The following is a 26,337-nucleotide window of genomic DNA, read 5'->3' on the forward strand; positions in this document are numbered from 1 at the left end:
ATTTCATTCCTCATTTTGCTTAGAGATAGACCTATCGTATATATACCACTTATATAACAATGTACACATTCCACAAACTATAGATAGATCCGCTAAATTAAAGGCTGGCCAATACCAATCATTGATATGAAAATATATGAAATCATATACAGCTCCCCAATAGATTCTGTCAATTACATTTCCGATCGCTCCACCAATCATCAGAGAAAAACCAAGGTAAATTAACTTATCATTAGATTTGTATATCAAGTATGCAAGTATACCAATTATTAATATTGAACATGCCGAAAAAAAGAAGCTGCCATGAGGCAGAGCACTACACATTCCAAAACTAATCCCTGAATTCCAAACTTCAACTAATTTCATAAAACTAGTAACCTCGATTGACTCCCCCTCATCAATCAATGAGTTTATACACAATTTACTCGTTTGATCAAACAATACTATAATCAATATAATAATTAAACATATCCTCTTCATAAGTTTATCTTTAACTGGTAAGCTTTTAGTATATCACGATCTATTTGTTTTGTTAACTCGTTAATACTATGGAATTTTTTTTCTGGCCTAATAAATTTTAAAAGTTGTATATCAACCTTTAAATTGTATACATTTTCATTGAAGTCAAATATGTGCATTTCTACTATAGGTTTTTTTAAGTCCTTAAATGTAGGTCTCATACCAATGTTGACCACTCCATATAGCCAATTTGCACTATTTTCAGAAAGTGCCACTTTAGCGTAATATGTACCAAACTTAGGTTTTATCATGTAATCTTCTAGCGGAATGTTTATGGTTGGAAATCCTATTTCTCTACCTCTAAACGCACCTTTTGTCACAACACCAGAGACTTGATAAAGCCTGCCGAGCAACTTATTAGCAACTTCTATTTCACCCTTTTGTAAATGCTCTCTGATTGAAGAAGAAGAGCAAATTTCTCCATCAACTATCAATGGCTCTAATTTAGTTAAAGAGTATCCATACGTTTCAGAATATTTCTCTAGAGTTAATATGCTACCTAGTCGTTTATGACCAAAAGTACAACTTTCTCCAACAGTTATGTGTTTAGCACTATACCTATCTACTAGAATCTTACTAATAAAGTCATCGCAGCTTACTTGAGCAAAACCTTCATTGAAATTGATAATATATAAGTAATCTATGCCATGGCTGCAGATTAGTTCCTTTTTTTGTTCTTGATCTATCAATCTAAAATTGTTTCTGCTAGATAAGACAGTGGATGGATGGGGCTCAAAAGTTAAAACTGCGGAAGGTAATCCTTTTTCCTGCGCTATCTTCTTTAGAGTAGAAATCGCGAATTTATGCCCTAAATGAACGCCATCGAAATTTCCGAAAGTTAGTGCTAAATTATCTTCTATCCTTTGCTCACAATTATAAATAACTTTCATACAATTTGATATTTTATAAATATTTCTTATATATAATAACTATATTTTAGTAAGCTACGGAGATAAATTGTGAAAAATGTTGTGATATATGTAAAGAAGGGCTGTCCATACTGCATAAGGGCAAAGGATTTATTAGATAAAAAAGGTGTGGAATATGAAGAAATCGATGTGCTCAAAAACTCAGATCTATTTAACGACATAAAATCAAAGTATAACGTTAGAACAGTTCCACAGATCTTTATTACTGATGACAATGGAAATTATATTCACCATATTGCAGGAAGCGACAAATTGATGGATCTTGAAAAAGAAGGAAAGTTGGATGATATGTTAAATAACAATGAAGATAGCATTGATGCAACAGCTTACACAAGCAGCAGTAATGAACATGAGGTATGTGTTATATCACATGATGATTTTATGTGATTTTTTTGCCTTACCGTTGCTGGCATGTTCACTTTAAACAATTTTTAATTAATTAAAAATACAATTCATCTAGTGAGTTTTTTTAGTGGGAAAGAAATGATAAAAAATATTACAATTATTAGCAAAAACTTAATTAATATTGAATTAATTAACAAACAAGATTTAGAGAATTTCATCAAGATTTTCACAGTCCTTGATAAACATATAGCAGCTAGAACGCTTTTTACAGAAGAAGTGAGAATAGAGTATAAACAACACAATCGCATAGAAGTTGTTGAATTGATAAAAGATACAGGTTTTACATATCGTGATGTTGAAAATGTGCTATATCACCTGAGTAAGCATGGAATGAAGGTACCAAACAGCGTCATAGCAAATACCTTTTTTTCTGCATATAATCATGCACTTGAGTTTAAGGATATAACATTTTCTTTTTCTGAAGGATTTCCGCAATTTAATATCAGAGTAAACAAGAATACCTTTATAATGACTCCTATGAGTGAAGAGAATCTGGAATTGAATTCACAAAACAGCAAAATGCTTATAGAATCATTAAAGAGCGAAAAAAGCATTTATGACTGCATAGTGGAAGAAAATATCATCAAAATTATAGTGCATTCTGAAATACACCAGGCTATAAACTCGATTACAGAATCACTGATAAAGTCTTGCTTTTTAGCAAGAGAGGAAGAAGAAAAATTCAAAGAGAAATTGAGACAACTTGCTTTTAAAGATCAAGCTTTCGTTGAGTATTCTAGCATCAAAACTATCCATAGATATCCGAATAACCATCCTCTAAGAGAGTATGAAAGTGTTATTAAAGATATAGAAGATATTTTATGTGATTTTATAATAAATGAGAATAGCGAGTTTACTATAGAGCAATTAAATAGGCTGGGCTCAGAAGTTTCTCCAAATACTCCAAAAATTATCACTAAAACTATAGATAAACTTGTTAAGTTTCACTAAAATGTTATTAGAATGGCTTTAGCCAATGTCTACATATATCTGTTTTTTACTGGTTGAGTAGAGCCTTTGAGCTGCTTTCTGTCATTCCAATGTAACTACATACAGATGTATGTTAAACACTAGAATGACATTAGACTTCTTGCATAATCTAAGGAAGCAGCTAAAAATTATAGAAAGAGGCAAAACCGTAAACCGAAACGCCTTCGTCTATTTCTATACCTGTCTGAAATTATTTTAAATCGCTTAAGTAAACCAATAACTACAACTCTTTGGCTAAAAAGTTCTCTGCTTTTTTGTCTTTTGGTAAAGGGTGCTTTTTTGATCTCCTATGAGGGAGTTGAACATTTTTATGAAACTTTTGCATACCCCTATCAGCTAAAACTTGATAACATCGACTCTTTAAAAATCCTAAAGTCATGTCGTTTACCGTTAGCAAAGGAAGTACATATAATTTTCTTACTTTCTTTTGCTATAACTACTTGTGTCTTTATTGTATGTTTCTTTTTTTTCCTGAAAAAAATCTTTTCTGCTTTTTTTTGCTCTCTCTATGGGAGTTTCTGTTCCGTCTACTACCAGAATCTCATATTGCATTTAATAGCTCTTTTTTTCCAGGCAATGCAAAATCTTGATGCTTTATCAGCGAATGCAGACACTTTCATAGCTTTATGGAAATAGGTACAGTAGTGTCATTAACAAACGATCTTCCATGCATTGTTTATTTGGTTTAGGAGTGCTAAATAAACCATACGCATCAAGTTAAGAGAATACGCCCAATATAGCAACCATTTAAGGTTTATTTATTATATTTATTTTTTAAGAAATCTTGATCTAAAATAAGATAATTTTTTTTAAAGAGTCTATAAATTACTAATTTTATTGTTTAATGTCTAAAATAATTTTTACCGCTTCCCTTCTTGTATCTTGTAAAAAGCATCTAATGTTTTAAGCTTAAGCATTAGGTGGAGGAGGGAAGAACTCTGTTTCTCCTCTTAGATATAAAATCTGTAAGAAAGATAAGAGTTCCCTCCTCAAAAGTATAGGCTGGACGGTATCGTAGAAAGACCTAAATGGCTCTAATTCTGTATCCACAAGGTTAGCATCGGACAGATACAAAACCTGTCAAACCAGAAAGAAACTCCTATTTTCTACTTTTTTGAATATAATTTTACGGAGAAGCGCTTCTGCAGTTATAGCCGAGTAGGCAATGGTGCCTTAGTGCCCGTAGGTTAGCATGGTTTTGGAAGGAAAATCACTGATGGAGTCTTTGAGACTACCTCGATTAGAAGAGCGTATAATTCAACCGTTCCAAGCTGAAGTGCTTTTCAATTATTATATGATGGAGGTTAGAAATGGCAAAAACAAAAAGTAAATTAGAGGTCTGATGCGGCAGGAATAGATATCTGTGCATTATGTATGTGTACCAGAAGGAAGAGATAAACAGAATATACAAAAATTCTGCTGCTTCACAGAAGATCTTTATAACTTAGCAAAGTGGTTAAAGAGGTGCAAAGTTACTACAATAGCCATGGAATCAACAGGAGTGTATTGGATCCACTGCCATTAAGTTAAGGGAAAGTGATGGACTGTATTGTAAAATCAGGTAAGATCCACAAATTAAAAGAAGTAATGACATGAGTAAAAAAAAGAATAATCATGTTTATAAAAAATAAATTGATGAGTTTAAACTTTATAAACGCACACAGAGCATCCTCAAAAGACTTCTCACGAAAAAGAAAGCTGCCCTTCATTAATGTATTTCTCCTGATTTTTAGAAAGAGTGTAAAGTCATTACAAGTAATGCTTAATGAGTTTGTTCTGCATACAAGAAAAGATTACACAATTACGGCAAGTGCATTTACTCAAGCAAGAAAGAAGCTAAAGCATACTGCGTTTTCAGAGTTAAATGATGATATAGTTTCCCTATACTACCAAGATCAGGAATTTAAAACCCACCATGGCTTCAGAGTACTTGCATTTGATGCTTCAATACTGATTCTGCCAAAGAGCGACAAAATAATAGGCGAGTTTGGCTCAAGAGCAGTATGGAATGGAATCCAGAGATTTGAAGACTATACAAGTGCAACCTTTGAAGTTTGCTACGATGTGCTAAATAATATTGCAATAAAATCTGTGCTAAGTAGAGGTGACAGCTATGAGGTTGATTTAGCGATCGGTATGCTTGAATCCATAAAATCAGACGATTTGTTAATCTGTGATAGAGGATACGTATCTTATCGATTTCTTGCTGAGCTTACAGGAAGGAAAATCAATTATATAATTCGCTGTCCAAGTTCGTCTTTCAATGAAATAAACGCTATGTTTAAGCCGGAAAGCCCATCTAGTATGGTGGTAGTGTCTACCGCACCTATTAAAGTAGCAAGACAGCTACGAAAGCTAGGATTACCTGATGAGATGAAATTCAGGTTAGTCAAAATAATACTTTCTTCTGGAGAAGTTGAAGTGTTAGTAACATCTCTGTTAGATGAGCAAAGTTTTACAGTCGAAGAGTTTGAGAGATTATATTACTTGCGCTGGGGAGTAGAAACATTTTTTTCTAGGCTGAAGGGAAGATTAAATTTAGAGAATTTCACAGGAAAAAGTATTGAAACTATCAAGTAGGATTTTTGGTCAACTATCTTCATCAGTAATCTAGAAAGTATCATGATAGAAGATGATGAAGAGACATTGAGCGCACAGAATAGTAAACTAAAAAAAAGCATCAATAAATCTGTCTCATTTAATGCGATTAAAAACTTAGCCTTTGATATTTTTTCTACAGAGTCAGACATAGACTGCATTATGGATCGACTATCACAGTTATTTTTGATGAACACTTTAGTGGTAAGAAAAGGGAGAAGAGTTGATCGTCATAAGATATCTGATATTCGTTCACTCAACTACCAGAAAAGAGCTAGAAAACATGTGTTTTAAATTCAAGATATCTTTTCAGTATCATTGCATTAGTACATTCTTTGCAAAATAACCTGCAATTATTACTTTTTTAAATAACTTGCACTTTTCAGACTCCCTTTTCTTAAAAATTCACCCTAGTATTTACCATAATTATCAATCACTTCAAATTTTTTGTCCAATCTTAACTTCTCTTTCCCTTAACTTAATGGCAGTGGTGTAATTACCCCGCCAACAATGTTGCAAAAAACGTAAAATTAGAGAAAAGCATTTCTCGAAAACTTCTATGTCCAAAAACAAGAGTGCCATTTATTTATAGTGCCAACAATCAATTAACCATCAGTTTCAATGAATGATATGAACATATTATTTCAAGGAAAGTTCATGGGGAATAAGAGATTAGCTATACGGATTAGCTGTAGCTATGAAACTAACCAGTTGGCAGAAAAGTATTTGTTAGATGCTTATGAAAAAGCCGTGTCAAAGCAAGTAAGCCAAAAAAATTTAAAACATAAAAATGGGATTCAAGGAGGATCAAATGGTAACAGTGAGTTTATATGCAAGAGTTTCTTCAGGGAAACAAGCACAAGAAAATACAATAGCAAGTCAAGTTGCAGCTTTAGAGAAGCAAATTAGTACGGATGGGTACAAGTGAGTATAAATTTATTGACAATGGCTACAGTGTTAGTCCGTCCTGATCTAGAAAAATTACATGATAAAGTAACAGAAGGTAAAATTGATAGATTCATTCACCTGATCGCTTATCTAGGAAATATGCATATCAAATTTGAAGAATTTGAGAAAGCAGGAGCAGAAACGGTTTTCTTAAATTATGAGATTAACAATAATCCAGAATCTCAGTTACTGTTACAAATGCAAGGTATGATAGCAGAATATGAACGAGCGAAAATTATGGAACGAAGTCGTCGCGGAAAGATTTACGCAGCTAATAAAGGTTGTGTAAGCGTAATGGGAGGAGCTCCTTATGGTTATCGTTATATAGATAAATATATGGGAGGAGGACAAGCTTTATTTGAAATAAACGAAGAAGAAGCTAATATTGTTAGGAAAGTATTTTTGTGGGTAGGAAGAGAAAGTTGGGGAAGTGTGTCGTCGGCTAAACACTATGTCTATTATAACACGAACAGGAAAAAAGTGCTGGGATAGAAGTGTGATTTGGGGTATGTTAAAAAATCCTGCTTACAAAGGACAAGCGGCTTTTGGTAAAACAAAAGTAGGTACAACATATCAGACCACAGAAACATTCTTGTGAACAACCGAAAGATAATTACTCTACCTATTCTGTTGAAAAAGCAAATTGGATTTATGTTAAAGTGCCAAATATAGTGGACGAAGATGTATTTGATATAGCTCAAGAACAATTAGCTGAAAATAGAAAAATAGCAAGGACAAGAGAAAGAGGAGCAAAACATTCACTACAAGTATGTAAGCGTTGTCGTTATGCATATTACGGAAGTCCTGTAAGAAATAAGCGAGGAGAAAAAATTGATCATTATGCTTATTATCGTTGTATAGGTAGAGATTCTTACCGTTTTGGTGGTAATAAAATTTGTGATAATAAACACATTCGTACAGATGCATTAGAAACAGCCGTGTGGGAAGAGGTTAAGCATTTATTGAAAAATCCAAATAGGGTTTTGGAAGAATACAGGCGTAGACTTTCAGAGCTTAAAAAATCATCATGGGATCAAAAAAGCGATTTACTAGAGAAACAAGAAAATAAATTAAAACGTGGTATTGCTAGACTTATTGATAGTTATGCTCAATAATCAAGAAGAATTTGAACCACGAATTAAAGCAATGAAACAAAGTTTAAAAACAATTGAAGAGGAGAAGAAAAGGATATTCGATCAAAAGAAATTAAAACAGGAATTAACTTTGGTTATAACCAATTTAGAAGACTTTTCTTCCAATATTACATCAAACCTTGATAACGCAGGCTGGCTAACTAAACGTGATATTATTAGAACGTTAGTCAAGAGAATTGAAATTAACCTTGAGGACGTAAATGTGGTATTTCGTGTAAAAGAGCTACCAAACTCTCCTGGAAATAATCGAGAAGAAAAGAAAAATTTGCAACATTGTTGGCGGGGTAGTTAGTCCTATCTTAAGCAATCTATTCATGCACTACAGCTTTGATGCATGGATGAGAAGAGAATATCCAAGTGTAAAGTGGGCAAGATATGCTGATGATGGTGTTATACATTGTGTACCAAGCACAACTATTTTTAACTCAACTTGAACAGAGACTGAAGATTTGCAAATTGGAAGTAAAGCATACAAAGACCAAAATTATCTACTGTCAAGATGGAAAACGAATGGATAATCATGAGAATGTGTCATTTACATTTCTTGGATATGAATTTCGAAAAAGACTTGTACGAAATAGAAAAGATAGTAGTCTGTTTGTAAGTTTTACTCCAACTGTAAGTAAAGAAAGCCTGAACAAGATGAAGAAAGAAATTAGAAGCTGGAAATTTGCTAGAAGAACAAACTTGGAAATAGAAGATATATCACGAATATGTAATCCAATCCTGAGAGGGTGGTTTAACTATTACGGGAAGCATCATATAACTGCACTAGATAGCATAATAAGAATGTTTAATAGGAAACTCAGAAAGTGGTTGCAGACAAAGTACAAGAAGCTGAATAGGCATAAGACCAAAGCAGCTAAGTTACTAGAAAGAATCGCAAAGAGTAGACCAAATCTTTTTGTGCACTGGAAATTAAGTATAGGATTAGGGCAATGACTAGTGGGAGCCTTATGAGGCAAGAGTCTCGCGTAGGGTTCTGCGAGGGGCCAGGAGGGAAGTTCTCCTGGTCTACTCTCCTTGAGATTGTAGACGGTAGAATTGCGGGCAGTTGTCACGGCAATTCTGAATGTGATAGATGCGTAGAGGCGGTGAATAACTCTATAGTAGATAGAGAACTTTTCTTTTCTGCTTACAATGTGTCAGTGCCAGAAAGTACTGTTTATATTATATGAAAGTAGTGAAATATGTACATTGTTAGTACACACTTCATTTTATGTTTAATAAATTTATTTACTAATGGAGTCATTTTATGTTAAAAAGTACCTATTTTTATTCAAATCAAAAAAATACAAGTCGTGCATGTTCATTACCACCTGATACATGTTCTGTTAGTGACATGGTGAAAGTTAATTTGTTCACAAAATTGGATGATTGTAAAGTCAATAAGAGTAAGTTGATTTATGATAAATATGGTAAAGATCTTAAGTGTAAGATTGATGATAAGACTAAAAATGAACTGAAAGAAGATATTAAGAGTGAGCTAGAGAAAGGTCTTAAGTTTGAGATTGGTGATAAGACTGAGAATGAATTGAAAGAAAAGATAAAAAATGAGATAATGAAAGATCTTAAGTTTGAGATTGATGATGAAACCAAGGATGAATTAGAGAAAAAAATAAGCGAAGAAGTAAAAGCAAACATAAATTGTGACATATTAAAAAAGTGTAGCCTTGAAGAGCAAATTGATGAATGTGATCGAAGAGGATGTGAGAAGAGCAGACAAGATGGCGAATATATTGATATAGATAAAAAGTATACGATTCACATAAGAGAAGCGTTAAATAAATTTTACCCTAACTTAAGTCTAGAGATTATAAAAAAAATTGAGGAGGGAGTCTTGGAAGCAGTAAAAGATTTAGAGTATGGCGATATAGTAAACTCTTCGTCAAATTCCTGTAGAGAAAGTTATGCAGAAAATCAGGGTGCTAGTATGAACTCAAGTCACTCAGTGCAGCAACAAGTGAAGTGAAAATAGTAGGAGTTTAAGTATTTCAGTGGGAGTGTTAAATAAACTGTGTCAAACCAAGAAATAAAAATATAATTGATATAAAAAACGGAGGTTTGACATGAGTCAAGTAAATAAAACTACCGGTTTGGTAGATTATAAAGAATTAGAAACCTGTCGTCTATACGAGAAGGAAGACCGCTAACAGGAAGAGATGACACCGTTTATAAAAAAGCTGCTTGAGGCAAGTCTGGAAGGTGAAATAGAACACCACTTGTCTGGTGAAAGCGAAGAAAATAATCGAAGAAATGGGAAAAACTTTACGTACAACTCATTTGAGTTGTTAACACCTAGAGACAGGGAAGGAAGCTTTGAACCCCAAATAGTTAGAAAAAGACAAACAACAGAACTTGAAGCAAAGGTCTTAAGCACATTTGCCAGTGGCATGGAGATATAGCGTCACATATTGAGGAAATTTACGATCATAAAATATCGGCGGCAGAGATATCAAGTATTACTGACAAACAGTAATCAACGAATGGCGTAGTCGTCCGCTGCAGTCTGTATATCCGATAGTTTTCATGGTTTTTTAAGGAGTTGTGTAAGTAAATGTATGTATAATATATTAGCAAAATGGCAGAAAAGAAGTTTTATTTAGCTGAAAGTGAAGTTCTGGTTGGGAGTACTAAATGATCTCAAAGAGAGAGGAGTGGAAGATATTCTAATTGCATGTGTAGATGGGCTAAAAAGCTTTCCTGCAGCAATAAACGGTGTGTTCCCTAATGCAGAATGTGTATAGTGCATCAGATACGTAACTCACTGAAGTATGTAGCTAGTAAAGAGTTTTTTGAGTGATTTAAAGAAAAGCTTCAAGTAAGGAAATTGCCGAGAATTATCTGTTGGAATTAGATGAAAAATGGGGCACAAAGTACCCTATAATCTTGGCAGAATAATTGGGAAAACCTATCTGGTTGTTTTAAGTATTCCGACCCAGTTAGGAGGATAATCTATACTACTAATCTGTAATAGTTTAGATTTGATCTGACAGGTTAATAAAGTAAGATAAAAATACAAACAAATTTTAAAGGAGTGTCAGATATGAGTACAACACAAGAAAAAATACTAAAACCAAAGTTGGGATTGCTAGAACTTGCAAAGCAATTAGGAAATGTATCACAGGCGTATGGGATATTCAAGGGATACATTTTACCGCTTCAAAGAACTGTATGAAACAGGAGGAGAAGAGGCTTTACACGAGATAAGCAAAAGCAAGCCATTGTATGCAAATAGAGTGTCGGAGGATATAGAAAAAGCAGTAGTTGAAATAGCAATAGAGTTTCCAGTATACGGACAAGAAAGAGCAGCAAACGAACTGAAAAAGAGAGATCTCTGCAAGTGGAATAAGATCAGTGTGGCAAAGAAACGATCTTGAAAACTTTAAAAAGAGGTTAAAGGCATTAGAAGCAAAAGTAGCTCAGGATGGTATCATTTTAACAGAAGAACAGATAACAGCTCTAGAAAAGGCTAAGGAAGAAAAAGAGGCCCATGGAGAAATTGAAACAGAGCATCCAGGATACTTAGGTAGCCAAGACAGTTATTATGTTGGTAATATCAAAGGTATTGGACGAATTTACCAGCAAACCTTTGTTGATACCTATTCCAGAGTTGCTTTTGCTAAGCTTTACACAGAAAGGACTGCTATCACAGCTGCAGATCTTCTTAATGATAGGGTAGTACCGTTCTTTGATGAACAGATTGCTACGTGTTTTGACGGATCGTGGTACAGAGTATTGTGGCAAACCTGAAAATCACAGCTATATTTAGGGGTAGAAAATATTGATCATTCTCGAACCAACTCCACAGACTAATGGCATATGTGAAAGGTTCCACAGAAGATGAATGTTACAATATTATCTTTAGAAAGAAAATTTACACCTCTTTGGCAGAACTTCAGTTAGACGTAGACCATTGGGTGCATTCTTACAATAGATCTAGACCACATTCAGGTAAATATTGCTATGGCTATGCAAACTTTTTTTGATAGTATGCATATTGCTTATCAGAAAAATATTGATAGCATTAAACAGGATGCTGATATCGGTTTTCAATTCTTCTGTCAGATAATTCATGCCTGTCAGATCAAGTCTAAACTATTACACATAAATGCCTTGTATAAACAGGTATATTGTGCTATAAAGAAAGTGGAGGAGAAATGGACTATGCCTTTACATGATTGGGCATTGACTATATCTCAGCTCGACATTTTCTTTCCCAACAGATTGAAAATTGAGTTGAATTAAAAATGCAGTTTGACACAGTTTATTTAACACTCCCGCCAGCTTGCGTAATCCATTACAAGAAAGGCTTCTTTCGTGCCCAAATCTTTCGACATCTGCTCCAGAAATATATTCATACAATCAGTGTTTACGTATGGAGCAAGTAGGCTAATTTCCTCACCACTTCTTGGATTTACCACACTGTAGATATAGAAATTTTGTCTACCGATTTTCATTTTAACCTGCGTTCTGATCCCTTTTTTGAACCATTCGTGTCCGACTTTTGAATGAGTCCCAAATCGTGATTCATCAAAAAAAGACCTCCTTTTTAGGGTGGGAATTAACTATTTTATTGCAGTATTTTTTAACTCTTCTTGCTTATTTTTATCTTGTTTATGGTGCATTGGCCTCGGTGTTATGTAAATCCTTTGTATCTCACGGTGCACTGTTGATTTGCCGATGTTTAGGCCAAATTCCTCTGAGATTTTTATTTGCACTTCCTTAATAGTAATATTTGGATTTCTTTCTACCCATATTTCAATTTGCTCACGTTGATTTTTGTTTAATTTGCTTTTTATTCGCCGCTGATATGGGGCAAGTAATTTTTCTGCTCTACTAAATTTTAGGTGCTTTATCCATTCAGTCAATGCAGCCCTTGAAATTTTACATATTCTTGCTACAGCGCTTATACTACTTTCTTTTCCTGCTATCACCGCTTGTAACTTTTTTGAAACATATGCGTTGTTTCTGACCTTTTTTAACATTTCTTTCACCAAATTTACAACTTTTTTTGTCTAATAGTTTTGACCTTAATGCCACTTTATACTTCCATATTCAACTATTTTTACTATAACCCCTTCATATATACTATCTATTTGTTGGTTATGTAAGAGGAATTGGTATTAGAAGTCTAATATTTATTGTCGAGTGTGATTTTAGGCATTTCTGCTAAAGCGCAACTTTTAAATCGCCAAAATTTCTCTTGGCCTTTACTAATTCCGATTCTTGGAGTGCACACATAATCCGGTTTGAGGTGAGATTCATAAACACAAAATTCGTGGCTTATAGTAAGGTCTTGTTTATTATGTTCTTTTGTAATGTTTAATCTTTTGCACAGTATGCCTGGCCCGCCTAAGTTTGCTTCAAGCGGTTCAATGATCTTTAATCCTCGTATTAACACTGCTGCTGGGAATCCTTCTGCTTCTGTTACAATATTTAGACAATAATACATTCCATATATAAAATATACGTACGAAAACCCCGGAGTACCAAACATTACTGAGGTTCGATTAGTATAGCCTCTTGCTGCGTGACAAGCTGGATCATCCATTCCTATATACGCTTCAACTTCAGTTATTATTCCGCTAAAATTAAAGAATTTTAGCGTTTTTCCCAGCAGCTCCCCAGCTAAGGTTAAAGTTGGCCGGTCGTAGAAATTTCTCGGTAGTATCATGTTGTTCATCATAGAAGTATAAGTTGCTTACATTTGCAAACAACTTATACTATTTTTGCTTTTTCTTATTTATTTAGTCAAAAATACATCTCTGAGAAGTAGAAGTTGGTGTTGTTGTCACATCTTCCATACCTGTTGTAGGCTGTTGTAAAACTTTGACTGATTCAGAGCTTCTTTGTTGCAGCTGCGATGCTAACGCTTCATATAAAGATTTTGGCTCACGTTTCTTACCTATTTTGACTTCTTTATTTGCGCGCAACTGCTCCGCAGTAACACCGTTGCCTTCAAGGAGAGTTACACCGTTCTCACCGTCAATGTTAACTTTAATTTTGCATTCTTTCCCATCAACATACCACTTTAAAGTCATTTCATATAACCCACTAATTATTTCATAAACTCTTTCCTCATCATCATTAATATAGCAACATGCCCCTCTCTTTTTTTCTTGATTAGGATGACAAAATGTAATTGTTCTTACATCATACTTTTCACATATACTACCGCTTAGAAGTTTAGCTATATCTACTCCTTCTTTATTGACCTGTAGCACAACTCTCACGGTAGGGTAAACAATATTATCTTCCCTTTTGCCTCCTTTTATCATTATGGACCCTATGGTATGATTTTTCATACCTTCAGATATCTCTGCCTTAATTTGGTCAGCAATTTTGCCTACAATCTCTTTACAATGATAGTGAAATTCTCCTTTCTTCGGAGAAAAAGGTTCTTTGTTTGTAGTATTAATGGAAGGATCATTCTGTAACTCAAAGAATTCATCCCATTCTTCATCGCTGTCTAATTTGATATATCTACGCTCGTTCTTGCCTGATGTTGATTTAGACGCACTCTGAGTACTAGACGATCCTTCTGTTAAAGTTGTAACAGAGCTATTGCTTTTACCCTTTAGAAGAATAAGATGCTCTTCTTGCTTTTTTCCTTACTCAACTTTAAAGCTATATCACCAAAGGAAGGTTCTTTTACTGTATGCGTGTGAGGATTTTTAACTCTATTCTCACTATAGGGTACTAAAATAGTTCCCAAAAGCTTTTTAAATAAGCTAAATCTAATATATATCACCTCTTACCATTAACTAAATATCAGTATGCAGACTTTGTCATAATTAATCAATAACTAATTTACCCTAAATTAAAATGAGCTGCTAAAAAGGTATAAATTGAGATTAGGTAAAGCTTTTGGTATAATATCTAGTCAATTTGGATAGGCAGGTGATCTTAGCTACAAAGACGTTTTTTACCTCATTTATTTTTGGGCTCATTCTTTTTCCTTATTTTATAAAACTTCTAAAAAAGATAAGTAAAGATGGACAACCAATCAGATCATGTGGACCAGAAAGCCATTTAATAACAAAAAAGAATATACCACCTATGGGTGGAATAATAATACTCACTTCTGCTTTATTACCAATCCTGCTTTGGAATCAATTAACACCAGAAGTTTTATTACTGATATTTATAACTCTATTTTTTGCTCTACTTGGATTTATTGATGACTATTTAAAATTGAAGACGAATCACCACAGAGGTTTAAGTGCAAAAACCAAAATACTCATTCAGTTTGTCATCGTTCTGGTTGTTATGTCTATACTTAAACTACAATCTGCTGAAGATTTTACAAAAACTTCCCTATTTAAAGAAGTAATAATCGACTTTGGCTATCTATATGTTCCGTTTGCTGCATTTGTAATTGTCGGCTCTTCTAATGCCGCAAATCTCACAGATGGCCTAGATGGCCTTGCTGCAACTCAAGTCATCACTTCCTTTGCTTTTTTGGGGCTAATTGCATACATAACTCAAGCAGATGTAAATATTACTTTATTCTGCATCGCATTTATAGGAGCCATTTTAGGTTTCTTGTGGTTTAACACACATCCAGCAAAAATATTTATGGGTGATGTTGGAAGCCTATCAATCGGTGCAGCTTTAGGGTTAACTAGTGTCCTAATTAAAAAAGAAATGCTTTTTGCTATTATTGGAATAATCTTTGTAATAGAGACTCTCTCTGTGATTATTCAGATATCATATTTTAAATATACAAAGTTTAAATATGGAGAAGGAAAAAGAGTTTTCCTTATGACACCAATACATCATCACTTTGAAAAGAAAGGGTGGTCAGAAAATACAATAATTATAAAATTTTGGATAATTTCTATTGTTTGTTCGATTTTTGCTTTAGCTTTCTTATTATAGGAATTATGAAATATCCAGATTTTACATTAGAAAATACATTATCAGGCATTATAGCAGGAGTAGATGAAGTTGGAAGAGGTCCGCTTGCTGGTCCAGTGGTATCTGCAGCTGTAGTGTTTATCGATAGAAATACAATTATTGATGGAATCAACGACTCGAAAAAATTGACTCCTAAGTGTAGGCAAGTCCTATATGAAAAAATAACATCTGTTGCAAAATTTGGTATAGGAATGGCAAGCGTAGAAGAAATAAACTCATACAATATCTTGCAAGCAACAAAGCTTTCAATGAAACGTGCACTGGTGAATTTGGATCTAGAATTAGATTATGTGCTAGTTGATGGTAATCAACCACCTGAAGTGAAATGGCAAGTAAAATCTATAGTGAATGGTGATAGTTTGAGTATATCAATTGCCGCTTCTTCAATCATTGCAAAAGTTACAAGAGATCGGCTTATGGAAGAGTTGCACAATAAACATCCCAAATATAACTGGTATAAAAATAAAGGATATGGAACAAAAGAGCACCTTAATGCTATTAGTCTTTATGGAATTACGAAACACCATAGAAAAAATTTTGCACCCATATCTCGGGCATTTTAATCATTTACCTTTTTTGAAAGGCATGCTTTCATTAAATAGGCAAACTGTACTTGATCCATTCCTTAAGGTAAATACTGAACTTACTCTTTCGATTATCAGATAGTCATCAACTGTACGGAAATTGATCAAAGACTCATACCCTGCAGAATCAACCATAAAAACTGCCGGGAGATCAGAGTTTATTTTATTAAATTGTAGATATGTAAATTTTCCGTCATCAAAAACCTTGATTGGTGTTATTGACTGACTGCCTTTAACATGCGAGATTGAATAGTTAAAATTTAAGCCCTTCTTTATAACTTCAATATCATTTATATCAGGAATAATGGTATGACTAGCTTGCTCTAGAATATTACCGTTACTCGTTGAATAAATCTCATCACTGTTGAATAGTGGATAAAGAAACCTTACTTCATATGCTAATCTTGGATCATCTAATCCAGTTGCTTCCTCAGCGTGAAACTCAAAGTAATAAACTCTTTTATTGGTAATTATAGTTGCATTAGTATCGGCAATATCGTCTATAGGCTTAATAAATAATCTATTACCTTGAGGAAGGAGTTGCCAACCGGTTGCATCACCCATTGAAAGATTTTGTATTACTTCCCCTGGTTCAAACAATATACTGGATTGATAACCATAAAAACCCGTATACTTATGTACAGCTTGTGGATTATAATTCATTACCTTTATGTGATTATCACCGGCTATTGAGCGTGGCTCCTGTTTTGCAAGTGCATCACCACCACAAAAGAACAACAGTACGGCAAACAGCAAACCAATCATAATATCAAAATAAATTAATCTTCATTTTACCATTGATAGACATGTACTGCAACCATTAAGCTATACTATAAAGCCCAATTATAGGTTAGTAAGGGGTAAAAAAAGCAAGAAATCAGGCAGACGCTTTGAATACTTTAGAACTACAGGAGGCTTCAACTGAACGGATAAACTTGGAATTCTGCCATTTTCACTTCGTAAACATACCAATAATTTTATCCATTATTCCTCCCATATTTGCTTCAGCTTGAGTATGCACTATCTTACCACCGTGTGAAATTAATTTGGGATCTGCGCCAGGTGTTATATTAACAAACTTACTGCCAACAACTCCACTGCTAGTGATTAGAGCTGAGCTATCAACTGGCAATTTTATATCTCTGCTTATGCACATATCGATTCGCGCTATGTAGGTAGCTTTATCAAGTGATACACCAGTTATGCTTCCAACACCTACGCCGGAAATTTTAACGCTATCGCCGACTCCTACACCGTTAGCATCAGTAAAAAGGCCATGTATTTTATAGCAATCCTTATAATTTTTCTTTATGTAAGATAGCTTGTCAATGGCAAAGAAGATAAGAAAAATAGTGAAAATTAATACAAATGACCCAGCAGTTATTTCAAGTATATTTGACCTTTGCATCTTCAGTTATTAGGATTCCAGCTTTCATAGTAGTTTTTCACCTTTTGGTTTGGGTAGTATGCATCTTTTGTACCCGTTAAATTAGGAATTTTTCTCTTTTTATTGTTAACTGGTACTGCATTATCGGTATAATGCAGCCATATATGCCATTCTGGAGAAATTGTTGTTGGCTCAGAAATATTTCCGTATGTCACCCATCTTTTTCCTTTACTTGATTCATAGTAAGAATTTCCGTTTTCGCCCCCCCCTATAAGTTTACCTTTTCTTCGTAATAGGTTTGTTACTGCATTATAAATTTTAGATAACATAAAGGTATTAAAATAAAAAGTATTATATATACTAATACTTTAACGATGTATTAACAATAGTTTAATGCAATTACCAATTCTACAAGTGATTATACCAATAATTGCGTCAATGTTTTGCTTTCTTGCCAAGAGGCACAAGATATCTTGGTTTATTTCTTTTACCGCAACAACAGCTACTTTTTTGATCTCATTGATGCTGCTCATAAAAACATACAATGGTGAAATTATAACTTATTACCTTGGAGATTGGGCTCCTCCGTATGGAATAGAGTTAAGAATCGACGTATTAAACTCCTTGATTCTAACTTTGGTGAATTTTATAGCATTAATTAGTGTGCTTTATAGCTTTCATATTAATGAAAAAGAGATTAGCGAAAACAAAATCACTGGTTTTTATTCTCTATTTTTACTGTGCTTAAGTGGACTACTTGGGATTTTAGTAACAAATGATATATTCAACCTTTATGTCTTTTTAGAAATTTCATCTCTTTCTTCCTATGTCCTAGTTTCAATGGGAAGGGATAAGAAAGCCCTAGTTGCAGCATTTGAATATCTAATTAGTGGTACTGTGGGAGCAACATTTTACTTATTTGGCATCGGACTTTTGTACTCTATGACGGGAACGCTCAACATGTCAGACATGGCTGAAAGGATAGTGCCATTATACGATAATAACATCATAAGACTTGGTACATTGTTCATTTTTGTTGGTCTCTCGATCAAGATGGCACTGTTTCCACTCAGTAAATGGCTAGTTAATGCGTATAGTGAAGCACCAAGCTTCATTAGCGTATTCTTTTCAGGCACAGTGACAAAAGTGATGATATATGTTTTTATCAGAATCTTTTATACTGTTTTCCAGCAAAATTTTTTCTTACCACTGCATAATGTGATAATTATCCTCGCACTTTGCGCTATTGTATTTGGATCAATATCTGCAATAACCGAAAAAGATATAAAAAGACTGTTTGCTCACTCCAGTATCAGTCAGATTGGCTATATAATTTTAATGCTGGGTTTAAATTCAAAAGCAGGTTTATTTGCAGCAATTCTTCACATAGTAAATCACAGCATGATAAAAACGTCTTTATTTATGACTGCAGGGTGTATTTCTTATAAATTTGGTATGACAAAGATAGAAAATTTGTCAGGACTAAAAAAGTCAATGCCTTATACAACACTTGCATTTACTCTACTTAGTTTGGCATTAATCGGTGTACCTTTGACAAATGGCTTTGTAAGTAAGTGGTATATGATGAAAGCAATTATCGAATCTCATGCATGGACTTCCCTTACAGTTTTTGCTGCTGGCTCTTTTCTTGCACTAATATATATGTGGAGAATGGTAGAGAAAATATATTTTGAAAACAGTACAGAATCAAACGTTGGAGTGACACTTAACGAGGTGCCATTCCTTATGCTCTTTTGCCCATTGTTTATGGCAACTTTAACGGTAATAACTGGGATATATAGCAATCTAATTCGATTAGTGATTGATAAATTTGCTTTTTGATTTTCTTATGTTTTATTATACCTCAAAGTCTGTAAAGTTTTCGCTGTGGATAAGCTAAAGAAGATTCACTTATTACTAGTCATTAACGTAATAGCTCTGTTTTGCGTTGGCATTGTTGTTCAATATTCTTCTGCTGGAGGAAAGTGGGCTCCATTTGCAATTCATCAATTGGTCATATTCTCTTTCTTCTTTTTACTTGCTATAGCTATGTCATTTATAGAACTAGATTTTTATTTGAAACACGCTTATTTTTTTTATATAGCAGCAGTAATTGCGCTGTTAGCAGTAAATTTTTTTGGTTCGCACATAATGGGTGCTACAAGGTGGATAAGAATTGGTTCAATTAGCTTGCAACCATCAGAATTTGCAAAAGTAGGCTTAATACTTGCACTTGCTTGTTATTTTAATAAACAAAGTGTGTATAAAATGATGAAATTTCAAAGCTTATTTAAGCCGCTTATAATTATTTTCTTACCTGTATTTCTGGTATTGAAGCAACCTAATTTAGGCACAGCTGTGATAATGTTTTTTATAGGAGCATCAATTATATTCACAGCAATAATGGAAAGATCTCATTTAATAATTTTTGGAACACTTGGCATTTTCGCAATACCAGCTATTTGGCCTTTTTTGCGCCCTTATCATAAGCAAAGGATATTATCGTTTTTGGATTCATCAGTGGATCCACTTGGAATAGGTTATAATGCACAGCAATCTCAAATAACTATTGGTTCAGGAGGTTTGTTTGGTAAGGGCTTTGTTAACGGAAGTCAAACTCAACTTGGATTTTTGCCAGAAAAGCGTACAGATTTTGCTTTTGCAGTGCTGAGCGAAGAATGGGGTTTTTTAGGCAGCATGACTTTGATTTTACTCTATACCACATTGCTCGCTATAATATTCTCTATCGCTTACAGGTCAAAAAATTATTTTTCTAAGTTAACATCTATCGGGATTTTTGCCTTTTTTGGTGCTCATTTCTTTATAAACATTGGAATGACAATAGGCCTATTACCTATAATAGGTGACCCACTTCCATTTCTATCCTATGGCGGAAGCACAACTGCTGCGAGCTTAATATGTATAGGACTGCTACTTAGTTCCGTATCATCTACAAAGGACTTAAAGCTAAGTTTCCGATTTCACCCATAGAAAGAGCTTAGACAACCATCACTCTGCTAATGGTTAACGTCTTATTCTTCAATGAGAATCCCATTTTACGGTGCTTAAATCTATTCCCTCTTGTACCATTTCCAAAAGTGGGCTCATCTCTCTTAGCCGTCCAACATTTTTAGTAACAAGATCTGCTGCATATAGAACTTCATCTTTAGTTGTAAATCGGCCAAGGCCAAATCTAATTGATGAATGCTCAAGATCGTGGCCATTGTTTAGTGATCTTATGACATAAGAAGGCTCAAGGGATGCAGATGTGCATGCAGAACCAGAGCTTACTGCTAAATCCTTGATTGCCATGATAAGAGACTCACCCTCAACATAAGGAAAACTTAAGTTAAGGTTACCTGGAATCCTATTTTCGTAGTCACCATTTAAAACAACATCAGGAAATGCTTCTTTTATTTTGTTGTACAAAATATCTCTCAGTTCTTCTAATTTGCTTGCTTCTGTTTCCATTTCTTCTTTAGCGATACGTGCCGCTTCACCAAAACCAACTGCGAGGGGAGTTGGAACTGTACCAGAGCGCATGCCTCTCTCCTGTCCACCACCACTAATTAGTGGTGTCAATCTAACTCGAGGATTTTTTCTACGAACATATAATGCACCTATTCCCATAGGTCCATAAATTTTATGGCTAGAAAGGCTCATAAGATCAATGTTCATTTCATTTACGTCTATTGGAACTTTTCCAAAGCTTTGAGCAGCGTCTGTATGAAAAAATATATTATATTTTCTACATATTGCACCAATCTCTTTGACAGGTTGCATTACTCCGATTTCATTATTCACCATCATCACTGAAATCAGAATTGTTTTATCAGTGATTGCCTCCTCAAGTTTCAACAAATCTATAATTCCGTTTTGCTTAACGGGCAAATATGTAGCTTTAAAGCCTTCATTTTCCAGATGCCGACAAGAATCCAAAACACACTTATGCTCTGTGCAAACAGTTATTATATGATCTCCCTTATTTTTATAAAAGTGAGCAATGCCTTTGATTGCCATGTTATTTGATTCGGTTGCACCCGAGGTAAAGACAATTTCTTTGCTTTCTGCGTTCACCAAGTCAGCAATGTGTTTCCTTGCTTTTTCTACTGCTTCCTCAGCTGTCCAACCAAATGAATGGCTACGAGAGTGTGCATTACTGAACTCACCAAAGTAAGGTATCATCACCTCTAAAACGCGGGGATCCACTTTAGTAGTAGATTGATAATCAAGAAATATTGGTAATTTTATTTTAGCATCATGTATTTTTTTACTTTCAACATTCATAAAGCTACCACAGAGACAAAATTTACAACTATTTAATAGCACTAAAGCTTAATTTTTTCAAGATATAATCTTGCCTAAACGAAAGTTGTCAGCGCTCTCTCCTATGTTATTCCAGTGCCCCTGTAAAATGTCATTCCCTATGATCAGTGTTTGACACTGGTAGGTCGAATACGCGCTAGGCAACCCTACTAGCGCTAGCAGCTTCTTGCTGTCCATTTGTTAAGATTGGTTTATCAACTTGAGTATCAGGCTTTAACATCATATATGTAGCACCACCAACTGCTAGTGCTATAACTGCAACCACTGCTATAGCTATAGGTATCGCAATTGTCCCAGTTGCAAAAAGCACCGCTGCTATAGCAGCAACTAATAATGCAGTTTCTACAGCGGCAGCAACCCCTCTATTAAATGCTTTCACAAAAGAACGTCCTCCTGCCTTTAATAGAACTTCTACGTTTTGACCCTTAGCATAATCTAAAGGAGTCATTCCATGTGTATTTACTGCATTAACATTTGCTCCTTTTTCGAGTAAAACCTCTACTGTCTCTTTGCGACAATAAGAAACAGCATAATGTAAAGGAGTTCCATATAAATGTTGCACATCAACATTTGCTCCTACTTGGATTAAAACCTTTACTATGTCTTTGTAACGATTCTCAGCAGCATAATGCAAAGCAGTCTTCTCATCACAATCTTTTTCATCAACATTTGCACCTTTTTCTATGAGAGCATTTGTTATATTTTCTAGGTTACAGGAAACAGCTAAATGCAAAAGAGTCACTTTTCCAACATTTTTATACACATAATTTATATCAAAGCCAGATTTTTCCCACTCTTCATAATATTTCTTTGAATGCCTTTTTAGCCTATTTTGTATTTTTTCAATTACGTTATCTTTGCTTAAATTTTTGTCAGCACTAACTGAACTCAATAATGTGTTCCAATTTAGAAAACTTATTGTCATAACTTTGCCTCTAGCTTTGATTAATATACTTGATTATTACATATCATGCTAGAAAATAAATATTTATTTTAAATGAGCTAATAATTAAGCTTAGATACGCTCTTATTGTTTCTTAAATCACAACCTTCGTATAGCTGCAACTCGCGAGCTACTGTCTCTCATCCACTGCAGATACTGCACGGTGCTGTCTACTTGATCGTCGTGGCGGGTTTCTGGAAACATCAAAATCTCATACTCAAAGTCGCTCAGCCATACTGCTTGGTGTGGCAGAAAAACCTTGCCAGATTCTATTATCGGAACAATCTGGTGGAATCGAGCGAGCTTACTGTTATGCGGCACTATCTCGATAACAGGTATTGCCTTTAGCTCTTGAATCAATTGCTGACCACTCGTTTTTGCTTCGATTAAAATTGCGTGTGGCTTCCATCTTGAAGCTAGTGACAGAACTTGTTCTTTAAGTTTTGGATACTCAAGCTTCGCACGGTACACATCGAGTAAATAAAACTTATTATCTACCTTTGTCCAGGTAGTGCAGACACTAAAGCCACTAGAATCATTTGTTGAAACCGCAGTGTCCCAGCTCTGAGTTATATGTGAGAGATTGTCAGGAAAATTTCTATAGCGTTTCAACCATTCTTGCTTAATTATACCACTTGAAAGTGGCAGAGGATTTTGTTGATATTGAGCAGCAAAAGCGTAACTCCCAAGTTCAGCCTTTATCATTTCAATTTCTCCTCCATCTAGGGGATATAGCAGCTGCACTGCCATTAAGTTAAGGGAAAGTGATGGACTGTATTGTAAAATCAGGTAAGATCCACAAATTAAAAGAAGTAATGACATGAGTAAAAAAAAGAATAATCATGTTTATAAAAAATAAATTGATGAGTTTAAACTTTATAAACGCACACAGAGCATCCTCAAAAGACTTCTCACGAAAAAGAAAGCTGCCCTTCATTAATGTATTTCTCCTGATTTTTAGAAAGAGTGTAAAGTCATTACAAGTAATGCTTAATGAGTTTGTTCTGCATACAAGAAAAGATTACACAATTACGGCAAGTGCATTTACTCAAGCAAGAAAGAAGCTAAAGCATACTGCGTTTTCAGAGTTAAATGATGATATAGTTTCCCTATACTACCAAGATCAGGAATTTAAAACCCACCATGGCTTCAGAGTACTTGCATTTGATGCTTCAATACTGATTCTGCCAAAGAGCGACAAAATAATAGGCGAGTTTGGCTCAAGAGCAGTATGGAATGGAATCCAGAGATTTGAAGACTATACAAGTGCAACCTTTGAAGTTTGCTACGATGTGCTAAATAATATTGCAATAAAATCTGTGCTAAGTAGAGGTGACAGCTATGAGGTTGATTTAGCGATCGGTATGCTTGAATCCATAAAATCAGACGATTTGTTAATCTGTGATAGAGGATACGTATCTTATCGATTTCTTGCTGAGCTTACAGGAAGGAAAATCAATTATATAATTCGCTGTCCAAGTTCGTCTTTCAATGAAATAAACGCTATGTTTAAGCCGGAAAGCCCATCTAGTATGGTGGTAGTGTCTACCGCACCTATTAAAGTAGCAAGACAGCTACGAAAGCTAGGATTACCTGATGAGATGAAATTCAGGTTAGTCAAAATAATACTTTCTTCTGGAGAAGTTGAAGTGTTAGTAACATCTCTGTTAGATGAGCAAAGTTTTACAGTCGAAGAGTTTGAGAGATTATATTACTTGCGCTGGGGAGTAGAAACATTTTTTTCTAGGCTGAAGGGAAGATTAAATTTAGAGAATTTCACAGGAAAAAGTATTGAAACTATCAAGCAGGATTTTTGGTCAACTATCTTCATCAGTAATCTAGAAAGTATCATGATAGAAGATGATGAAGAGACATTGAGCGCACAGAATAGTAAACTAAAAAAAAGCATCAATAAATCTGTCTCATTTAATGCGATTAAAAACTTAGCCTTTGATATTTTTTCTACAGAGTCAGACATAGACTGCATTATGGATCGACTATCACAGTTATTTTTGATGAACACTTTAGTGGTAAGAAAAGGGAGAAGAGTTGATCGTCATAAGATATCTGATATTCGTTCACTCAACTACCAGAAAAGAGCTAGAAAACATGTGTTTTAAATTCAAGATATCTTTTCAGTATCATTGCATTAGTACATTCTTTGCAAAATAACCTGCAATTATTACTTTTTTAAATAACTTGCACTTTTCAGACTCCCTTTTCTTAAAAATTCACCCTAGTATTTACCATAATTATCAATCGCTTCAAATTTTTTGTCCAATCTTAACTTCTCTTTCCCTTAACTTAATGGCAGTGATAGCAGCTGACCTTCCTTTTTTAAGTATAAAATCCTTGAAGATGTAGCGCCTGTTGAGCTTTTGCACTCATTTGTAGTTACTTGAATAATAGAAACAGGAGAAGGGAGAATTGATCTTTTGATTGAATAGATAATTTCCTTATTTTCAGAAATCATTGGCAAACAAATATGATGCCATATATTTCTTGGTTTGGAGAGAAGATGCCCAGTCAAATCCTCCTGATGTAGTCTGTGCATTACAACAACAATAACTCCTTTTTTTCTATTATTGAGCCTAGTTACTAAAGTCTGATCAAACCAATTTGTGGCACGTTTTCTAAACGTCTCGCTCAAAGCTTGAGAGGAACTCAGTGGATCATCTACGACGATAAAATCTCCACCTTCACCAGTCAATGTTCCACCAACAGATGTTGCAATCCTACATCCTCTTTGCATTGTTTGAAATTTGTATTTAGTGTTTTGGTCTTTGCATAGTTCTACCTCTGGAAATAGCGCTTTATACCAACTAGACTGCATCACGCACCTAGTGTCGAGCGAATGCTTTTCGCTAAGCCGCTGAGAATAGCTTGCAACTATTATTCTTGCGGTTAGCTGATTCCCTAGTATCCATGCGGGCCATGCAACACTCACGCACATAGACTTCATCGAGCGCGGAGGCATATTGAATATTATTCGCTTTACTTCACCAGTGCCTGCTGCTTCAAGCCTGTCTGCTATAATTTTTATATACTGATAATTGTTATACTCACACCCTGGCATTACCGTTTGAAAGCATAGTTCAATAAATTTTAAAAAGTTCATATTAGTCTCCTATAGTGTTACTGAAATCTACTTTACGGTGGTGTCAGCTTCTTTGTTGTCATCCCAGTGCTTGACACTGGGATCCAGGAAATTTGATTGGATATTAAGTTTATGAGCATAGAAGCAGCTAATTTTATGTTAAAACACAACATTTTTGATGAGGCTGTATTAAGAGATGGATCCCAGTGTCAAGCACTGGGATGACACCTTTGCTATGCAATTTACCTTCAAAAATGAATGCTCGTACAGCTGTGTGTCAGCTACTTACATAACATCTCTCTAAAATTACTTTAGCTACAAATATTAAAAAATTTACCAAGCGAAAAAAGGCAAAAGAACCCCCGTGTAACGAGTTTTGACCCTATAATAATGTAAATTGGCATTGTAATAATGTGCTAACGCTTAAAATAAGCGCGTTTTGGCTGAATGTAGAAAAAATAAAAAAGACATGCAGCCGCTATAATTTTATGTAATTTGCCAATAAATATCTGAGTTTTTTACTGAATTTTGTCG

The 26,337-nt window shown here is 34.5% G+C and carries 24 protein-coding genes and 9 pseudogenes; 20 read left to right on the top strand and 13 right to left on the bottom strand.

The features are described 5' to 3' along the window. Positions 1 to 3: 3 nt before the first annotated feature. Positions 4 to 480 carry a signal peptidase II gene (gene lspA / locus ABLO99_RS06240; protein ID WP_349967247.1) on the bottom strand — a complete coding sequence of 159 codons (477 nt, stop codon included), beginning with the start codon at positions 478 to 480 and terminating at the stop codon, positions 4 to 6. Further along, a complete protein-coding gene (ribF, locus tag ABLO99_RS06245) occupies positions 477 to 1,409 on the bottom strand; it encodes a riboflavin biosynthesis protein RibF (RefSeq protein ID WP_349967249.1) in 933 nt (310 codons plus the stop codon). The genes lspA and ribF overlap by 4 nt, the downstream gene beginning before the upstream one ends. Positions 1,410 to 1,478: 69 nt before the next feature. On the opposite strand from ribF, the gene ABLO99_RS06250 reads away from it, so the two are divergent. Both ABLO99_RS06250 and ABLO99_RS06255 read left to right on the top strand, forming a co-directional pair. Beyond that, a complete protein-coding gene (locus tag ABLO99_RS06250) occupies positions 1,479 to 1,835 on the top strand; it encodes a glutaredoxin (protein ID WP_047759608.1) in 357 nt (118 codons plus the stop codon). Positions 1,836 to 1,931: 96 nt separating this feature from the next. After that, entirely contained in the window at positions 1,932 to 2,804 is an 873-nt protein-coding gene (locus tag ABLO99_RS06255) for a hypothetical protein (protein WP_349967251.1), read from the top strand. A 167-nt stretch (positions 2,805 to 2,971) separates the two neighbouring features. Here ABLO99_RS06255 and ABLO99_RS08720 read toward each other — a convergent pair. Continuing rightward, a pseudogene (locus ABLO99_RS08720) lies at positions 2,972 to 3,450 on the bottom strand (transposase family protein); the annotation flags it as partial. A 753-nt stretch (positions 3,451 to 4,203) separates the two neighbouring features. On the opposite strand from ABLO99_RS08720, the pseudogene ABLO99_RS06270 reads away from it, so the two are divergent. The 13 genes and pseudogenes from ABLO99_RS06270 to ABLO99_RS06330 all read left to right on the top strand — a co-directional run. Continuing rightward, positions 4,204 to 4,356: pseudogene (locus tag ABLO99_RS06270) on the top strand (IS110 family transposase); the annotation flags it as partial. 101 nt (positions 4,357 to 4,457) lie between these two features. Continuing rightward, a pseudogene (locus ABLO99_RS06275) lies at positions 4,458 to 5,735 on the top strand (IS4-like element ISWpi18 family transposase). A 496-nt stretch (positions 5,736 to 6,231) separates the two neighbouring features. Continuing rightward, entirely contained in the window at positions 6,232 to 6,369 is a 138-nt protein-coding gene (locus tag ABLO99_RS06280) for a hypothetical protein (protein WP_153295389.1), read from the top strand. Beyond that, a complete protein-coding gene (locus ABLO99_RS06285) occupies positions 6,366 to 6,881 on the top strand; it encodes a recombinase family protein (protein ID WP_349966864.1) in 516 nt (171 codons plus the stop codon). Before ABLO99_RS06280 ends, ABLO99_RS06285 begins: the two co-directional genes overlap by 4 nt. Beyond that, entirely contained in the window at positions 6,841 to 6,987 is a 147-nt protein-coding gene (locus tag ABLO99_RS06290) for a recombinase family protein (RefSeq protein ID WP_153295385.1), read from the top strand. The genes ABLO99_RS06285 and ABLO99_RS06290 overlap by 41 nt, the downstream gene beginning before the upstream one ends. A 73-nt stretch (positions 6,988 to 7,060) precedes the next feature. Next, positions 7,061 to 7,504, top strand: coding sequence for a zinc ribbon domain-containing protein (locus tag ABLO99_RS06295; protein ID WP_349966862.1), 444 nt, complete (start codon positions 7,061 to 7,063; stop codon positions 7,502 to 7,504). Further along, complete coding sequence (locus tag ABLO99_RS06300; protein ID WP_349966860.1) at positions 7,494 to 7,835, top strand: hypothetical protein; 342 nt, start codon at positions 7,494 to 7,496, stop codon at positions 7,833 to 7,835. The genes ABLO99_RS06295 and ABLO99_RS06300 overlap by 11 nt, the downstream gene beginning before the upstream one ends. A gap of 218 nt (positions 7,836 to 8,053) precedes the next feature. After that, complete coding sequence (locus tag ABLO99_RS06305) at positions 8,054 to 8,485, top strand: group II intron maturase-specific domain-containing protein (RefSeq protein WP_161794178.1); 432 nt, start codon at positions 8,054 to 8,056, stop codon at positions 8,483 to 8,485. A gap of 14 nt (positions 8,486 to 8,499) precedes the next feature. Then, positions 8,500 to 8,721, top strand: coding sequence for a hypothetical protein (locus tag ABLO99_RS06310; protein WP_153295372.1), 222 nt, complete (start codon positions 8,500 to 8,502; stop codon positions 8,719 to 8,721). Between the two features lie 77 nt (positions 8,722 to 8,798). Continuing rightward, positions 8,799 to 9,515, top strand: coding sequence for a hypothetical protein (locus ABLO99_RS06315; RefSeq protein ID WP_349967255.1), 717 nt, complete (start codon positions 8,799 to 8,801; stop codon positions 9,513 to 9,515). 97 nt (positions 9,516 to 9,612) lie between these two features. Beyond that, positions 9,613 to 10,511: pseudogene (locus tag ABLO99_RS06320) on the top strand (transposase); the annotation flags it as partial. A 78-nt stretch (positions 10,512 to 10,589) separates the two neighbouring features. After that, positions 10,590 to 11,560 (top strand): annotated as a pseudogene (locus tag ABLO99_RS06325) (integrase core domain-containing protein); the annotation flags it as partial. Positions 11,561 to 11,647: 87 nt separating this feature from the next. Continuing rightward, positions 11,648 to 11,791 (top strand): annotated as a pseudogene (locus ABLO99_RS06330) (IS256 family transposase); the annotation flags it as partial. A gap of 35 nt (positions 11,792 to 11,826) precedes the next feature. On the opposite strand, the pseudogene ABLO99_RS06335 reads toward ABLO99_RS06330, so the two are convergent. The 3 genes and pseudogenes from ABLO99_RS06335 to ABLO99_RS06345 all read right to left on the bottom strand — a co-directional run. Further along, positions 11,827 to 12,586 (bottom strand): annotated as a pseudogene (locus ABLO99_RS06335) (IS630 family transposase); the annotation flags it as partial. A gap of 91 nt (positions 12,587 to 12,677) precedes the next feature. Beyond that, positions 12,678 to 13,229, bottom strand: a complete 552-nt coding sequence (locus ABLO99_RS06340) for a DNA-3-methyladenine glycosylase (protein WP_349968500.1) — start codon at positions 13,227 to 13,229, stop codon at positions 12,678 to 12,680. 64 nt (positions 13,230 to 13,293) lie between these two features. Continuing rightward, on the bottom strand, positions 13,294 to 13,851 hold the full coding sequence (locus ABLO99_RS06345; RefSeq protein ID WP_349967257.1) for a hypothetical protein: 558 nt from the start codon (positions 13,849 to 13,851) through the stop codon (positions 13,294 to 13,296). Between the two features lie 595 nt (positions 13,852 to 14,446). Here ABLO99_RS06345 and mraY point away from each other — a divergent pair. Beyond that, the gene (gene mraY / locus ABLO99_RS06350; RefSeq protein WP_349968503.1) at positions 14,447 to 15,427 is read left to right on the top strand and encodes a phospho-N-acetylmuramoyl-pentapeptide-transferase; all 981 of its coding nucleotides are present in this window, start codon (positions 14,447 to 14,449) and stop codon (positions 15,425 to 15,427) included. 5 nt (positions 15,428 to 15,432) lie between these two features. Continuing rightward, complete coding sequence (locus tag ABLO99_RS06355) at positions 15,433 to 16,029, top strand: ribonuclease HII (RefSeq protein ID WP_349967258.1); 597 nt, start codon at positions 15,433 to 15,435, stop codon at positions 16,027 to 16,029. Here ABLO99_RS06355 and virB9 read toward each other — a convergent pair whose 3' ends face one another. The 3 genes from virB9 to ABLO99_RS06370 all read right to left on the bottom strand — a co-directional run bounded on the left by virB9 (position 16,030) and on the right by ABLO99_RS06370 (position 17,766). Then, positions 16,030 to 16,815: a P-type conjugative transfer protein VirB9 gene (gene virB9, locus ABLO99_RS06360; RefSeq protein WP_047759483.1), complete on the bottom strand. Its 786-nt coding sequence runs from the start codon at positions 16,813 to 16,815 to the stop codon at positions 16,030 to 16,032. It lies immediately after the preceding gene. Positions 16,816 to 17,002: 187 nt separating this feature from the next. Next, positions 17,003 to 17,458 carry an outer membrane lipid asymmetry maintenance protein MlaD gene (locus ABLO99_RS06365; RefSeq protein ID WP_047759482.1) on the bottom strand — a complete coding sequence of 152 codons (456 nt, stop codon included), beginning with the start codon at positions 17,456 to 17,458 and terminating at the stop codon, positions 17,003 to 17,005. Between the two features lie 2 nt (positions 17,459 to 17,460). Beyond that, positions 17,461 to 17,766: an NADH-ubiquinone oxidoreductase subunit NDUFA12 family protein gene (locus ABLO99_RS06370; RefSeq protein ID WP_349967260.1), complete on the bottom strand. Its 306-nt coding sequence runs from the start codon at positions 17,764 to 17,766 to the stop codon at positions 17,461 to 17,463. A gap of 64 nt (positions 17,767 to 17,830) precedes the next feature. Between ABLO99_RS06370 and ABLO99_RS06375 the strand changes: the two genes are divergently transcribed. Next, complete coding sequence (locus ABLO99_RS06375; protein ID WP_349967262.1) at positions 17,831 to 19,279, top strand: proton-conducting transporter membrane subunit; 1,449 nt, start codon at positions 17,831 to 17,833, stop codon at positions 19,277 to 19,279. A gap of 45 nt (positions 19,280 to 19,324) precedes the next feature. After that, positions 19,325 to 20,428, top strand: coding sequence for a rod shape-determining protein RodA (gene rodA, locus ABLO99_RS06380; RefSeq protein ID WP_349967264.1), 1,104 nt, complete (start codon positions 19,325 to 19,327; stop codon positions 20,426 to 20,428). A 48-nt stretch (positions 20,429 to 20,476) separates the two neighbouring features. Here the strand turns inward: rodA and ABLO99_RS06385 are convergent, their stop codons facing one another. The 3 genes and pseudogenes from ABLO99_RS06385 to terL form a co-directional block, all read right to left on the bottom strand. Then, positions 20,477 to 21,724, bottom strand: coding sequence for an IscS subfamily cysteine desulfurase (locus ABLO99_RS06385; protein WP_349967266.1), 1,248 nt, complete (start codon positions 21,722 to 21,724; stop codon positions 20,477 to 20,479). 175 nt (positions 21,725 to 21,899) lie between these two features. After that, the gene (locus ABLO99_RS06390; protein ID WP_349967268.1) at positions 21,900 to 22,688 is read right to left on the bottom strand and encodes an ankyrin repeat domain-containing protein; all 789 of its coding nucleotides are present in this window, start codon (positions 22,686 to 22,688) and stop codon (positions 21,900 to 21,902) included. Between the two features lie 117 nt (positions 22,689 to 22,805). Beyond that, positions 22,806 to 23,447: pseudogene (gene terL / locus ABLO99_RS06395) on the bottom strand (phage terminase large subunit); the annotation flags it as partial. 101 nt (positions 23,448 to 23,548) lie between these two features. On the opposite strand from terL, the gene ABLO99_RS06400 reads away from it, so the two are divergent. Continuing rightward, positions 23,549 to 24,826 (top strand): IS4-like element ISWpi18 family transposase, encoded by a 1,278-nt coding sequence (locus tag ABLO99_RS06400; protein WP_349966866.1) that lies wholly within the window; start codon positions 23,549 to 23,551, stop codon positions 24,824 to 24,826. Positions 24,827 to 25,023: 197 nt separating this feature from the next. Here the strand turns inward: ABLO99_RS06400 and ABLO99_RS06405 are convergent. Next, a pseudogene (locus ABLO99_RS06405) lies at positions 25,024 to 25,824 on the bottom strand (terminase); the annotation flags it as partial. Between the last annotated feature and the right edge of the window lie 513 nt (positions 25,825 to 26,337).

Origin of the sequence: Wolbachia endosymbiont of Armadillidium arcangelii, from assembly GCF_040207875.1 — a bacterium.
Taxonomy (GTDB): domain Bacteria; phylum Pseudomonadota; class Alphaproteobacteria; order Rickettsiales; family Anaplasmataceae; genus Wolbachia.